The sequence below is a fragment of the Haloplanus ruber genome (genome assembly GCF_024494725.1).
Lineage (GTDB): Archaea > Halobacteriota > Halobacteria > Halobacteriales > Haloferacaceae > Haloplanus > Haloplanus ruber.
In genome coordinates, this window is the sequence record NZ_JANHDK010000001.1 from 1,458,248 (window position 1) to 1,471,012 (window position 12,765).

The window sequence follows — 12,765 nt, forward strand, 5'->3', positions numbered from 1 at the left end:
TCAGCGGGAGCCACCAGTCGCCGTGCCGGTCCCCGCAGGCGTCCCGCCGCCGTCGAGACCCACCTCGAAGAACTCCGAGAGGTCGGGGCCGACCACGGCGAACTGGACGCGACCGGGCGTCGTGTCGTCGTCGCGGTAGTAGTCGACGGTCACCTCGTGGGTGATCGACTCGCCGGCCGCGAGCGAGCGGTCGATCCCTGTGGCCCCGTATTGCGGGCCTTGATGATTGATCGCCGCGCGGAAGACACCGGGACCGTCGCCCTCGTTTCTCACGTCAAGCGTGACGGGGATGGGTTCGGTCGCCGGGACGGACGCGGGGACGTCGACGCTCGCCGCGAAGACGGGCGGAGGCGACCGCAGCGGGGTGACCGCCGCCGGGGGAACCGACCACCGGGCGGCGACGTCGTCGGGGTCGGGTTGCATGTCCGTCCGCTCGGGACCGTCACCCCCCAGGACCACCGCGACCGACTCGGCGTCCAGCGGTGCGGGAACCCGGAAGCCGAGAAACCCGTCGGGGTTCGACGCGCCGTACTGCCGTCCGGTCACGGGCGCGTCGACGCGGGCGGGCCCGATGTACTCGATGCCTGATCCGTAGGGGGTGGCGTCGGCGACAAGCCCGAATCGGTGTGAGGACGGCGTCGTCCCCGACCCGCCGGCGGACACGTCGACGAAGACGAACTGGTCGTCGCTCGTCGGGAGGACGTCCATGGCGTCCGGGGCACTCAGGTAGCGGACCGAGTGGGCGGTCACGAGGTCGGAGACGGTGACAGTTACACCGTCGATGGACACGGAATCACCGAGCGCGACAGCGTCGGGCGCGGCCGTGTCGCTCGGGCTGGCTGTCGGCGTTCGCGTCGGCGAGCGCGAGGACTCGCCACCGTCGAGACACCCGGCCAACCCGGTGGCCGCGGCGCCGACGCTCGTGAGGAACGCGCGTCTACCGGAGGGCATACTCCGGGCTACCGGCGGCGGGAGTCAAGGGCTTTGTGTCGAAACGGGGGAAAATGCGTGCGACGGTCGAACGGAGCGTCTACGGGGGTGTGGGCGTTGGCCTACGTCACATCGCGCCGCCCATGCCACCCATACCGCCCATGCCACCCATGCCGCCGGCGCCACCCTCGTCGTCGTCACCGGAGGTCGAGAGGTCGCCCGCGGCGATGATGTCGTCGATTTTCAGGACCAGGTTCGCGGCCTCGCTGGCCGAAGAGAGCGCCTGCTCCTTGGAGTGTGCGGGTTCGACGACGCCCGCGTCGAGAGTGTCGACCACGTCGCCGGTGAAGACGTTGAGACCGGCGCGAACGTCGCCACCCTCGTGAGCGGCGCGCAGGTCGACGAGCGTGTCGATGCTGTCGAGACCGGCGTTGCCGGCGAGCACGCGCGGAACGACCTCGACGGCGTCGGCGAAGGCCTCGACGGCGAGTTGCTCGCGGCCGCTGACGCTGTCGGCGTAGTCGCGCAGACGGCTCGCGAGTTCGACCTCGACGGCGCCGCCGCCGGGGAGGACACGCCCGTCGGCCGCGGTGGTGGACACCACATCGAGGGCGTCCTGGATCCCACGTTCGAGTTCGTCGACGACGTGTTCGGTCGAACCACGCAGCAGGATCGTCACGCCGTGGGCGTCCTCACCCTCGACGTAGAAGAGGCCGGCGTCGGCGTCGCGGCTGATCGAGCCAGTGCCGAGGTGGGCGTCGGTCGCGGCGTCGAGATCGGAGACGATCTCGGCACCGAGAATCTCCTGTAGGAAGCCCATGTCGGACTTCTTCGTTCGGCGGACCGCCAGGATGCCCTCCTCGGCCAGCAGGTACTGGGCGAGGTCGTCGATGCCCTTCTGACAGAACACCACGTCGGCACCCGTCGCGACGATCTGATCGACCTTCTCGCGGAGCTGCTGTTCCTCGCTGTCGAGGAACTGCTGGAGCTGGTCGGGGTCGTCGATGCTGACCGAGGTGTCGGCGTCGGTCTCCTCGACCTCGACGGGGTCGTTCAGCAAGAGTACGTCCGCCGAGTCGAACTCGACGGGCATGTCGTCGTTGACGGGGTCCTTGTCGATGACCGCGCCGTTGAGAAGCTCGGACTCGGAGGCGGAGCGACCCGTCTGGGTCTCGATCTCGACGAACTCCAGGTCGACGACGTGGCTGCCGTCCTCGGCCTCGACGGTGACGCCCCGAACTGCCTCGACGACGAGGCTGGCGAGCAGATCCTTGTCGAGTTCGGAGCTTTTGCCCGTCATCGACGTCTCGGCGACCTTCCGGAGGAGGTCCTCGTCGGTGGGGTCGACGTTCTCGGCGATGTCGTCGACCTGATCGCGCGCCTCCGTGGCGGCCATGTTGAAGCCCTTGATGATCGCCGTCGGGTGGATGTCCTGATCGAGGAGATCCTCGGCGTTTTTCAGGAGTTCACCCGCAATGGCCACGGCCGTCGTCGTCCCGTCGCCGGCCTCGTCTTCCTGTGTCTCGGCGACTTCGACGATCATCTCGGCCGTCGGGTTGTCGATGTCCATCTCCTGGAGGATGGTGACCCCGTCGTTGGTGATGGTGACGCTGCCCATCGAGTCGACGAGCATCTTGTCCATTCCCTTCGGGCCGAGCGTCGACCGTACCGACTCCGCAACCGCTCGGGCCGCCGAAATGTTGTACTCTTGGGCGTCCTTGTCCTTGACGCGCTGGGCGTCATCGCCCATAATGATCATCGGCTGACCCTGCTGCATTCGCTGGCTCATGGTTCACCGAATGATTGTTTGTCCTTCTATATAAAAGTAGGTGTTGCAGGCAGCGCGGAGATGTGACGGCCGACTCGTCGCGTCCGGCGAGATCCGGTGACGGAAGCGCCTCCGAGGTAGTCTTGGCAACTGTTATCACGAATCAGGACGGGGCGTTCGACGGGGGAACTCGGCGGTTTTAAGTATGAGAACGGAACTCAATCGTCGGCGGGTTCCTTCCAGTGGACGGTGACAGTCCCGACAGCGAAGGCGTCCATCGAGTCGTCGTCGCGGACGATCCGGAGGTCGTTGGTGCCGGCCACGAGGTCGACACCGTCCCCGAAGGTGTCGACCCAGTACTGCCACCCCTCGTTGGGTGGGAGGTCGAACCCGCCCATCCGGTCGCCGTTGATCCTGATCTCGTGGCCGTAGTCGCCGACGTCGAAGGCCTGGATGCCGACGTAGCCGTCGAAGGCTTCGTCGGTCGGCACCTGGAACTCGTGACGCGGCGTCTCGTCGCCGACGTTCTCGGCCCAGTCGAGGTCAAGTGTTCGCTGCTCCGGTGCGAGTTGCGCACCGACGTACAGCGTCGCGTAGTTCGCACGAGGTGGCACGGGCGCCGGTTAGGCCGGGGACGTCAAAAGAGCGCCGAACCCGGTGTTACGTCTCGTCGACGGCGAGTCCGTCCTCGCCGAACTCGGGAAGCTCCGCGTCCTCGTCGAGGGTTTCGAGCTCCTGTTCGTACAGTTGCTGGCGGAGCTGGGCGCGCTTGTTCCGGCCGTTTCGTTCGCGACCACTTTTCGTGTCAGGCATTGTCATGCAAAGCAATGTGCCCACACCACATGAACCTTTCTCTGATTCCGACTCGGTGCAGAGTCATACGTTCGTGTTATTTTTCTTTTTATCCATGTCTGTTTGTGGTGTTCTTCTCCGACGAGCAGCCGAATGTTTTAACTGTATCGGGCTGGTATACGTTACCATGTCTCTGAAAGAGGGAGGCGCCGAGGTCGGACCCGAGGAACCAACTGGCGTACGAAGATACGTCGCCGAGGCTGTCTGTACGGACTGTGACTACGCCGAGTACCGAACGACGACAGGCGTGACGGGGTCGTTCACGCGGTGTCCGGACTGTGGCGGTGACTTGGTGATGCCACGCGACGCGATGTCGTAGAAAACGCCGGGACAGGGATTTGAACCCTGGATCCCAGAGGGAACACGCTTTCCAGGCGTGCGCCTTACCACTCGGCCATCCCGGCTCGCAGTTACGAGTAACCGCTCGGGCCTTTAACTCCTTTCCTTTCCCCGCATCCGCGGTTCGAGGACGTGGGTGAGACCGGCAGCCGCGGCGCCGACGAGAAGGGCGACGGCACCGAGAGCGAGCGGTCCCGGCCCGAGCGGACCCACGAGGAGTCGGTACCCCTGAACGAGGACGAGGAAGGCAAGCGCCCCCACCAGTCCCCACAGGAGGCTCGATCTGCGCTGAGTCGTCACTCCAGGTCGGCGATAGCTTCGATTTCGAGCGCCGCGCCCTTCGGGACCGACCCCACTTCCACGGCGCTTCGGGCCGGCGGGGCCGCCTCGAAGTACGTCGCGTACGTCTCGTTCATCTCGTCGAAGTCGTCGATGTCGCCGAGGAAGATGGTGACTTTCAGCAGGTCGCTCGCGTCGGCGCCCTCGTCGGCGAGGATAGCCAACACGTTGTCGAGACACTGTTCGGTCTGTGTCGCCACGCTCTCGTCGTCGAGTAGGTCGCCGTCCGGCGTCAGCGGGAGTTGGCCGGCGGTGAACAGGAGCGAACCGTTGGTCGTCGCCTGACTGTACGCGCCCACGGCGGCCGGAGCATCGTCGGTGCTGATGGTTCGTTTCACGCCCGAGCCGTCGGTCGGCGCTCGGTTAAAACTACGCGTCGACGGCAGGAACCGCCGCGCCTACACCGACATCTGGTAGCCGTTGACGATGTCGACCTCGTAGCCGTGGTCCCGGAGCGCCGAGAGGAGTTCGTCGACGTGGTCCGGTCCCCGGGTCTCGACTTCGAGTTCGACGCGGGCGTCGTTCATCGCCACGTCCCGCGAGGTGCGGTCGTGATGGAAGGCGGTGATATTCGCGCGGTGGTCGGCGATGATCTCCCCGAGGGCGACCAGCGCCCCCGGCTGGTCTTTCAGGATCGTCCGGAAGCGGAGGTACCGTCCCGTCGCCACCAGCCCGCGCATCACGACCGTCGTCAGGACGTTCAGGTCGATGTTCCCGCCACAGAGCGCGGGGACGACCGTCTCGCCTTCCTCGTACTCGATGGCGTCAGAGAGAAGCGCAGCGAGCGAGATGGCTCCCGCCCCCTCAGCGAGTGCCTTCTCGCGTTCGAGCAGGTACGTCAGGGCGATGGCGATAGATTCGTCATCGACGGTCACCACCTCGTCGACGCGCTCTGCGAGCACCTCGAAGGTGCGGTCACCGATCCGGCGGGTAGCGATCCCGTCGGCGATGGTGTCGACGCTGTCGCGCTCGTAGATTTCCCCTCGCCGCAGCGACTCCGCGGCGCTAGACGCCCCCTCTGCCTGGACGCCGATCACGCGAACGTCCGGGTCGTGGGCCTTCACCGCCGTGGCGATGCCCGAGATCAGGCCGCCACCACCGATAGGGACGATGACGGTGTCCAGATCCGGGCAGTCCTCGACGATTTCGAGGCCGATGGTGCCCTGGCCAGCCATCACCATCTCGTCGTCGAAGGCGTGGACGTACGTCCGCCCCTCGGCGTCCTCGATCCGATGCGCCTCCGACTGGGCCTCGCTGTAGTCCGTCCCGTGGAGGACGACCTCGCCGCCGTAGCGTTCGGTCGCTTTCACCTTCGAGACCGGCGCGTGTTCCGGCATGACGATCTTCGAGTCGACGCCTGCGCGCGTCGCCGCCAGCGCCACTCCCTGGGCGTGGTTCCCGGCGCTCGCGGTGACGACCCCCGCCGCTTGGTCCGCCGCCGACAGCGTCTCGATCCGATTCATCGCCCCACGGATCTTGAACGCGCCCGTGCGCTGGAAGTTCTCCAGTTTCAGATGTACGTCAGCACCGGTCATCTCGGAGAAGGCATACGAATACTCGAGCGGCGTGTGACGTGCGACCGTCGACACCCGTTCCTGGGCGTCGAGGACGTCCTCGTACGTGAGCATACCTCTCGTACCCATCGGTGGCGGTTAACGGTTTATGTACTGGCGAGGCAGTCGCTCACGGGGTTCGAAGGGGAAGGGGGGAATGCACGCGTGTGACGTGCGCTTCAGCCTTGTCCAGGGAGATATATAAACATCATGAAGGCGCAGTGAAAGTGAAAGTGGAAGGCGTGGGGCCGAACTGCGCCGGACAGGCCGGATTCAGGCACGTGGCCGAACGACTGCCTCGCCGTCGGCGACGTACCGGCGAACCCGGTCGGCGAAGGCGCCGCTCCCGGGCCACGTCACCGACGCCTCGACGTCGAGGGCCGCGGGGTCGCCGACGTAGACGGCAGCCGTCCCGCCGTCTGTGCGAGGGACGGAGACACGGACGTAGAGTCCCTGTTCGACGCCCTCGTACGCGTCGAGGGCGTCGAGGTCGTCCGTCCGAAGCAGGCGGCCGGCCGTCTCGCCACCCGGCGCCAGGGTGGGATACCGGCCGGAAACCGGGTGACAGCCCTCTAGAATCGCCGCCCCGACGAAGACAAAGGAGTCCACTACCGACGCCACCCGCGCCGGTTCGGTGAGGCGGCCGTAGACGAACACGTCCATGCGGTATGGAGGGACGCCACGGGGTTCGGCCTTTCGACTATCGCTCTTCGATGGGCACGAACTCGCGGTCGCGGTCACCGACGTAGTGCGCACGGGGCCGGATCAGGCGACTGTCCTCGTACTGTTCGAGCATGTGGGCGATCCAGCCGCCGACACGCGACAGCGCGAAGATGGGGGTGTACAGGTCGACCGGAATGCCCATCTGGTAGTACATCGACGCCGAGTAGAAGTCGACGTTGGGCGCGAGACCCTTCGTCTCGGCCATATACTCCTCGATGGTGACGGAGTAGTCGTACCACCGTGGGTCACCGACCGTCTCGCCCAACTGCTCCGAGTACGTCTCGAGGATGGCCGCCCGCGGGTCGCGGACGTTGTAGACACGGTGCCCGAATCCGGGCACCCGTTCACCGGCGTCGACGGCGTCTTCGATCCACTCGCGGGGCGCTTTCCCACTGTCGTCGATCTCCTGTAACATCCGCATGACGTTCTGGTTGGCGCCACCGTGGAGCGGACCGGCGAGTGTCCCGACGGCACTGGTCACCCCGCTGTGCAGATCGGACATGGTCGAAGTCGTCACCAGCGCGGAGAACGTCGACGCGTTCAGTCCGTGATCGGCGTGGAGGACGAGCGCGGTGTCGAACGTCTCGACGGCCACGTCGTCGGGTTCCTCGTCGTTCAGCATATAGAGGAAGTTCGCGGCGTGCCCCAGATCCGCCCGGGGGTCGACGGGGTCGTCGCCGTCGCGGAGGCGGGCGAACGCCGCGAGGATCGTCGGCAGTTTGGCGGTGATCCGACACCCCTTGGCTAGGTTCGTCTCGCGGTCGTCCGGTGCCGCGCCGGCGTCCTCGTCGTACGCCGAAAGCGACGACAGTACGGTCCGCAGCATCGCCATGGGATCTACGTCCCGCTCCGCGAGGTTTGCGATGAGGTCGTAGACGTCGGGATCAAGGTCACGCTGGTCGGCCAGTCGGGCGACGAACGCGTCGTGTTCCGAGCGGGTCGGCCACTCGCCGTTCCAGAGCAGCGACAGCACCTCCTCGTAGCTTGCCCGGCGTGCGAAGTCCTCGATGGCGTACCCGCGGTAGCCCAACTCGCCGGCGTCGCCGTCGATATAGCTCAGCCGGGACTCGGAGACTACGACACCTTCGAGTCCCCGTTTGACCTCATCAGACATACCCAATCGGTTTCGAACCGTCTCAAAAAAGCGTTGTCGTTTACCTCACGATCCCGTCAGGTCCGGCGCGACGGGCGCCGCCCCCGACGGAACGGCCGACCGGGGAGATTTTACCCCTCGACGCTACGGGCTATGTATGATCCTCTCGGACACCGACATCCTCGCACGACTCCGCGAGGGTGATCTCGTGATCGACCCGCTGGACGATATCGACCAGCAGGTCCAACCCGCCAGCGTCGACCTCCGACTGGGGTCGGAGTTCCTCGAGTTCCAGCGGACAAACATCCCCTGTATCCACCCCACGCGGGAGGGCGAGGTCAGCGACTACATCTCTGAGACGGTCGTCCCGGAAGGCGAGGAGTTCATCCTCCACCCCGGCGACTTCGTCCTCGGGACGACCCACGAGCGGATCGAGATGCCCACCGACCTCGTCGCCAACGTCGAGGGCCGCTCCTCGCTCGGCCGCCTCGCCGTCGTCGTCCACGCCACCGCCGGCTTCGTCGACCCCGGCTATCGCGGCCAGGTGACCCTCGAACTGTCGAATCTCGGAACCGCACCGGTCGCGCTCACCCCCGGGATGCGAGTCTCACAACTCGTCTTTACCGAACTCTCCTCGCCGGCCGACCGACCCTACGGGAGCGACCGCGGATCGAAGTACCAGGACCAACAGGGCCCGCAGGCCTCCCGCATCGGGGACGACCCCGAGTTCGAGTCATGAAGTTCGTCGAGGAAGTCGTCGTCGAGGAGTTTCTCCCGACGGTGCGGTCGATGCTCGCGGCGGACCTCCGCGAGCGTGGTTTCACCCAGCGGGAGGTGGCCGAGGCGCTCGGCATCTCCCAGTCGGCCGTCTCGAAGTACGCCCACGGCGAGGTGGCGACGAGCGACGCCATCAGCGCCGACGGACGGGTGCGTGACCTCGTCGAACGGGTCGGCGCCGGGCTGGCGACCGGCGACATGAGCCGGGTCCAGGCGCTCGTCGAAATCGAGGTGCTGATCCGCCAACTCGAGGACGGCGACCTCCTGGCCGAGCGCCACCGCGAAGCCATGCCCGACCTCCGCGAACACGGCGGCGACTTCGACGTTCACGACCCCGAGAGCACCGTCCGGACGACCGAGGAGGTCCGGTCGTCCGTGCGACGCGGCCTCCGCATCCTCCGAAACACCTCCGGCTTCGCCGCCCTCGTGCCGAACGTCGGGTCGAACCTCGTCGAGTGCCTGCCGGAGGCAGCGGACGTGGAGGACGTAGCCGCGGTTCCCGGTCGGATCTTCGACGTTCGCGGCACCGCGACAGTGCCCTCGGACCCCGAGTTCGGCGTCAGCGAGCACGTCGCCTCGGTGTTGCTGTCGGCCCGAACCGCCGGCGCCCCCGTCCGCGGCGCCCTCAACCTCCGCTATGCCCCCGACCTGATCGAGGGCCTGCGCGCGGCCGGCTACCCGACCGTCGAGTTTACCGTCGAGACGGACGGCTCGGGAGACAAGACGGGTGACGACCCGGCGACCCGCCCCGGCGTCGTCGAAGCCGTCCGCGCGGCCACCCCCGACGCCCCCTTCGTCCTCTACCAGACCGGCGGCTTCGGTATCGAACCGATCACCTACGTCCTCGGGGCCGACGCCCCGGTGGTGGCTCGGATCGTCCGCGACTACTGCCGAGAATGAGACCCCCCGACCCCGACCGTGCGGCGGCCGCCCAGACGTTCTACTCCCGGTGGGCTGGCGTCTACGACCGTCTCGCACGCCGGGCACCCGGGATCCGTCGCCTCCGCCGCGCCGCCGTCGCGGCGCTCGATCCCGCTCCCGGCGACACCGTCGTCGACGTTGGCTGTGGGACGGGGGCGAACCTGCCGTATCTCCGCGAGCGAGTCGGCCCCGAGGGGACCGTCGTCGGCGTCGACTTCGCGCCCGGCGCGGTCGGGCGGGCCCGGACCCTCGTCGCCCGCGCCGGCTGGACGAACGTGTCCGTCTGCCGGGCCGGGGCCACGCGTCTCCCACTCGCCGACGCCGACGCCGTCCTCGCCACCTTTCTCGTCGGGATGCTCCCCGATCCCGCGGCGGCGGTCGAGGAGTGGCTGGTGGGCCTCGCGCCCTCGCGGATCGCACTCCTGGATCTGGCGCGGAGCCACCGACCCCCCGGCCGGCCGCTGAATCCGCTGTTCGGCGTTGTCGTCGCCGCGACGGCGCCGCCGGGCACCCGCGACCACCACGACGACTCGCCCGCGCGAGTCCTCGACCGCCGGGTCGCCGCCGCCCACCGGACACTCCTCGACCGCTGTTCGTCGACGGACCACGAGACGCGGGCGGGTGGGTTCGCCTATCTGAGCGCTGGCGGCCGGTAACTACCCGTATCGCGCCGCGTGTCGCTCACAGAAGGGCGGGTCGCGTAGCTGTGCTCGCACGACCCCCGGTTGGCGGTGAGCGTCGTGGAGGCGACACCCCTCGTCCGCACAGAAGGCCGTCCCCGTCTCCAGAAAGTCGACCGCGGCGAGGGCGTAGCCTTTCAGTGCCTCGGTCGTCCGCGGATCGTCCGCGACGAGGAAGTCACCCTCGATTTCGGCCTCCAACACCTCACGAGGCGGCGCATCGCCGGTCATCAGCGCGTGTTTGCTCTTTTCCTCGTAGTAGGCCTCGGGCTTGGCCGGCGCCTCGTAGAGCCCCGGAACCGAAAGCAGAGTTGGCTGGCCGAGGACGGCCACCCGCTTGTGCCAGCGGCCGTCGTGATCGCCCCACGTGCCAACCACGCGGTCGAGCAGTGGGAGATGGAGGTGATCCAACCCTCGCTCGTCGGGGAGACGGGCGTTCAACGCCCGCTGGACCGCGAGTCCGTCGTAGACGACGCCGCCGGCCCGTTCGGGGTCGTCGAGTGCCCGCTCCTCGTAGCGGACGATACCGAGCATCGTGTTCCCGGTGTCGGGGTCGTAGGGGTCGGTGACGCGGGCGGCCGCCAGTTCCTCGCCGAGGGTGGCGTGACTGCCGGCGTCTTGAGCGCCCGTCGACCCCTCATCACGCCCCAACAGCCGGTCGCGTACCCGCACCTCGGCGTCGATCCGGTCGCGGAGCCAGTCGGCGAGTGCCTCGGCGTCCGCGGGCGTCGTCGGGGCGCGATAGAGCGTGACGGTGTCGACCATCGGGACGCCCGATCAGTCGTCGGCGGGCGCCCGCGAGGTGAGTTGGACGTCGGGCGCGTCAACCCCGAGTTCGTCGATGGCGGCCTGGGCGGCGCGCTTGCCCGAGACGAGCATGGCCCCGAAGGTCGGCCCCATGCGCGGCAGGCCGTAGGTGGTGGCGACGGCCATGCCCGTCGCGATCAGGCCATCGTGGACCAGGCCCGTGTGCTCGACGACCGCGTCCTCGCTCTCGCCGACCCACATCGAGTCGTGGCCCGGCGAGTCGTGGCCCGGCGCCCCGTAGGAGTCGTCGCCGGTCTGGTCCATGCCGGTGTTGTGCTCCTTGGCGTGCTGAATGCCCGGCGCGTCGAGGACACCCCGCTCGTCGAGTTTGGAGATGGCGACGGCGTCGTGCCCCGTCGCGTCGATGACCAGGTCCGCCTCGACGGCGATGGGGTCGACACAGGTGATTTCTCGGGGCAGGGCGTGGACCGGCGTCCAGTTCATGACGATGCCGCCGACACGGTGGTCCTCGCGGATCACGATGTCGGTGAACTCCGTCATGTTCTGCATCTTCGCGCCGGCGTCACACGCCGCCTTGATGAGGCCCGAACACGCCTCAGGCCCGTTGGCGACGTACAGCCCCTCAGTGTCCTGGGCGGGCTTGTAGTCCACGTCCAGGTCCTCCAGAACGTCCTGGGCGGGGTCCCGTACCGTCACCTTGTTCATCAGGAAGCCGCCGAGCCAGAACCCGCCACCGAGGTAGTTGTTCTTCTCGACGACCATTGTCTTGACACCCCGGTCGGAGAGTTCCTTCGCCGCCATCAGCCCCGACGGGCCGCCACCGACGATCAGAACGTCCGAGTCCGAGAAGTCCATGAACTCCTCGGTCCACTCCTGACCGATTGCACGGGTCACGTCCGCTTCGCCAACCTGACTGAACTGCTCGTACGAAGACATACCACTCAGTAGTATTACTGGGTGGTTCTTATAGCTTGTGACCGGCGTCGCCCGCCCAACGCTTTTCGCCGTCGACCCCCTACAGAAAGCGATGACTGCTACGGTGAGACCGCGATGAGCGGCCTCGTGGACGGCAAATGGGTCGGCACCGACTACGCGACCGACGAGGACGGCGCGTTCCAGCGACAGGAAACGACGTTCCGGGACCGAATCGGCCCGGACGAGGCGTTCCCCGTCGAGGCCGGTCGGTACCATCTCTACATCTGCCGGGCGTGCCCCTGGGCACACCGCGCGGCGATGACGCGCGCGCTGAAAGGATTGGACGACGCCATCTCCCTCTCGCTGGTCCAACCCGAGCGCTACGACCAGGGTTGGGAGTTCTCAGAGGCTCACTCAGATCCGCTGTACGGCGAGTCGCATCTCCGTGATATCTACGTTCGCGCCGACCCGGACTACACGGGTCGGGTGACCGTGCCCGTCCTCTGGGACCGGAAATCGGAGACAATCGTCAACAACGAGTCCGAAGAGATCATGCGGATGCTCGATGTCGCCGGCGACGAAATGGCGACCCAGGACGTCGACCTCTACCCCAAGGGCTACCGCGAGACGGTCGACCGACTCATCGACGACATCTACACTCCGATCAACAACGGCGTCTACCGCGCCGGCTTCGCCGACTCACAGGCGGCCTACGACCGCGCCGTCGACGAACTGTTCGACGCACTCGACCACTACGACGACCTGTTGGCCGACCAGCGCTACCTCGCGGGCGACCGACTCACCGAGGCCGACCTCGCGATGTTCGCCACCCTCGTGCGCTTCGATCACGTCTACCACACCCACTTCAAATGTAACCGCCGGGCCATCCACGAGTACGACAACCTCTGGGGCTATACGAAGGATCTCTACACCACGCCCGGCATCGAGCGGACCGTCAATATGGATCACATCGTCCGGCACTACTACGTCAGCCACGGCGACGTGAATCCCAAACGCCTGGTTCCCACGGGGCCGGATATCGACTTCACCGAGGGCCACGACCGGGACCGGTTGCCGGGCGGGCCGCCCGAGGCGCTGGTGGAGTGA

The 12,765-nt window shown here is 67.2% G+C and carries 16 protein-coding genes and 1 tRNA gene; 5 read left to right on the forward strand and 12 right to left on the reverse strand.

The genetic code is table 11. The annotated features are described in order from the left end of the window. From NO878_RS07715 to NO878_RS07730, 4 genes are all read right to left on the reverse strand, one after another. Entirely contained in the window at positions 1 to 951 is a 951-nt protein-coding gene (locus tag NO878_RS07715; RefSeq protein WP_256405380.1) for a hypothetical protein, read from the reverse strand. A gap of 106 nt (positions 952 to 1,057) precedes the next feature. Further along, positions 1,058 to 2,689 (reverse strand): thermosome subunit beta, encoded by a 1,632-nt coding sequence (gene thsB, locus NO878_RS07720; protein ID WP_256405479.1) that lies wholly within the window; start codon positions 2,687 to 2,689, stop codon positions 1,058 to 1,060. 227 nt (positions 2,690 to 2,916) lie between these two features. After that, positions 2,917 to 3,312, reverse strand: a complete 396-nt coding sequence (locus NO878_RS07725) for a DUF7383 domain-containing protein (protein WP_256405381.1) — start codon at positions 3,310 to 3,312, stop codon at positions 2,917 to 2,919. 46 nt (positions 3,313 to 3,358) lie between these two features. Beyond that, positions 3,359 to 3,511: a hypothetical protein gene (locus NO878_RS07730; RefSeq protein ID WP_256405382.1), complete on the reverse strand. Its 153-nt coding sequence runs from the start codon at positions 3,509 to 3,511 to the stop codon at positions 3,359 to 3,361. A 166-nt stretch (positions 3,512 to 3,677) separates the two neighbouring features. On the opposite strand from NO878_RS07730, the gene NO878_RS07735 reads away from it, so the two are divergent. Continuing rightward, positions 3,678 to 3,869 (forward strand): hypothetical protein, encoded by a 192-nt coding sequence (locus NO878_RS07735; RefSeq protein ID WP_256405383.1) that lies wholly within the window; start codon positions 3,678 to 3,680, stop codon positions 3,867 to 3,869. 4 nt (positions 3,870 to 3,873) lie between these two features. Here NO878_RS07735 and NO878_RS07740 read toward each other — a convergent pair. The 6 genes from NO878_RS07740 to citZ all read right to left on the reverse strand — a co-directional run bounded on the left by NO878_RS07740 (position 3,874) and on the right by citZ (position 7,618). Next, positions 3,874 to 3,954, reverse strand: a tRNA-Ser gene (locus NO878_RS07740). A gap of 28 nt (positions 3,955 to 3,982) precedes the next feature. Continuing rightward, positions 3,983 to 4,189, reverse strand: a complete 207-nt coding sequence (locus NO878_RS07745) for a DUF7981 family protein (RefSeq protein WP_256405384.1) — start codon at positions 4,187 to 4,189, stop codon at positions 3,983 to 3,985. Then, positions 4,186 to 4,566 carry a Rid family detoxifying hydrolase gene (locus NO878_RS07750; RefSeq protein WP_256405385.1) on the reverse strand — a complete coding sequence of 127 codons (381 nt, stop codon included), beginning with the start codon at positions 4,564 to 4,566 and terminating at the stop codon, positions 4,186 to 4,188. Before NO878_RS07750 ends, NO878_RS07745 begins: the two co-directional genes overlap by 4 nt. A 60-nt stretch (positions 4,567 to 4,626) precedes the next feature. After that, the gene (gene ilvA / locus NO878_RS07755) at positions 4,627 to 5,856 is read right to left on the reverse strand and encodes a threonine ammonia-lyase (protein WP_256405386.1); all 1,230 of its coding nucleotides are present in this window, start codon (positions 5,854 to 5,856) and stop codon (positions 4,627 to 4,629) included. Between the two features lie 198 nt (positions 5,857 to 6,054). Next, positions 6,055 to 6,444, reverse strand: coding sequence for a gamma-glutamylcyclotransferase family protein (locus tag NO878_RS07760; RefSeq protein ID WP_256405387.1), 390 nt, complete (start codon positions 6,442 to 6,444; stop codon positions 6,055 to 6,057). Positions 6,445 to 6,481: 37 nt separating this feature from the next. Beyond that, positions 6,482 to 7,618, reverse strand: a complete 1,137-nt coding sequence (gene citZ / locus NO878_RS07765) for a citrate synthase (RefSeq protein ID WP_256405388.1) — start codon at positions 7,616 to 7,618, stop codon at positions 6,482 to 6,484. A 136-nt stretch (positions 7,619 to 7,754) separates the two neighbouring features. On the opposite strand from citZ, the gene dcd reads away from it, so the two are divergent. Genes dcd through NO878_RS07780 form a run of 3 tightly spaced genes read left to right on the forward strand, consistent with a single transcriptional unit; the run spans position 7,755 to position 9,951 of the window. Further along, positions 7,755 to 8,336, forward strand: coding sequence for a dCTP deaminase (dcd, locus tag NO878_RS07770; RefSeq protein WP_256405389.1), 582 nt, complete (start codon positions 7,755 to 7,757; stop codon positions 8,334 to 8,336). Beyond that, on the forward strand, positions 8,333 to 9,274 hold the full coding sequence (locus NO878_RS07775) for a thiamine-phosphate synthase family protein (protein ID WP_256405390.1): 942 nt from the start codon (positions 8,333 to 8,335) through the stop codon (positions 9,272 to 9,274). Before dcd ends, NO878_RS07775 begins: the two co-directional genes overlap by 4 nt. Beyond that, positions 9,271 to 9,951 (forward strand): class I SAM-dependent methyltransferase, encoded by a 681-nt coding sequence (locus tag NO878_RS07780; RefSeq protein WP_256405391.1) that lies wholly within the window; start codon positions 9,271 to 9,273, stop codon positions 9,949 to 9,951. The genes NO878_RS07775 and NO878_RS07780 overlap by 4 nt, the downstream gene beginning before the upstream one ends. On the opposite strand, the gene NO878_RS07785 is transcribed toward NO878_RS07780, so the two are convergent. Together NO878_RS07785 and NO878_RS07790 are read right to left on the reverse strand one after the other, a co-directional pair. Continuing rightward, positions 9,952 to 10,740, reverse strand: a complete 789-nt coding sequence (locus NO878_RS07785; RefSeq protein ID WP_256405392.1) for a DUF7001 family protein — start codon at positions 10,738 to 10,740, stop codon at positions 9,952 to 9,954. Positions 10,741 to 10,752: 12 nt separating this feature from the next. After that, positions 10,753 to 11,679, reverse strand: coding sequence for a sulfide-dependent adenosine diphosphate thiazole synthase (locus NO878_RS07790; RefSeq protein ID WP_256405393.1), 927 nt, complete (start codon positions 11,677 to 11,679; stop codon positions 10,753 to 10,755). Between the two features lie 114 nt (positions 11,680 to 11,793). Here NO878_RS07790 and NO878_RS07795 point away from each other — a divergent pair, with 114 nt between their 5' ends. Continuing rightward, positions 11,794 to 12,765: a glutathione S-transferase family protein gene (locus NO878_RS07795; RefSeq protein WP_256405394.1), complete on the forward strand. Its 972-nt coding sequence runs from the start codon at positions 11,794 to 11,796 to the stop codon at positions 12,763 to 12,765.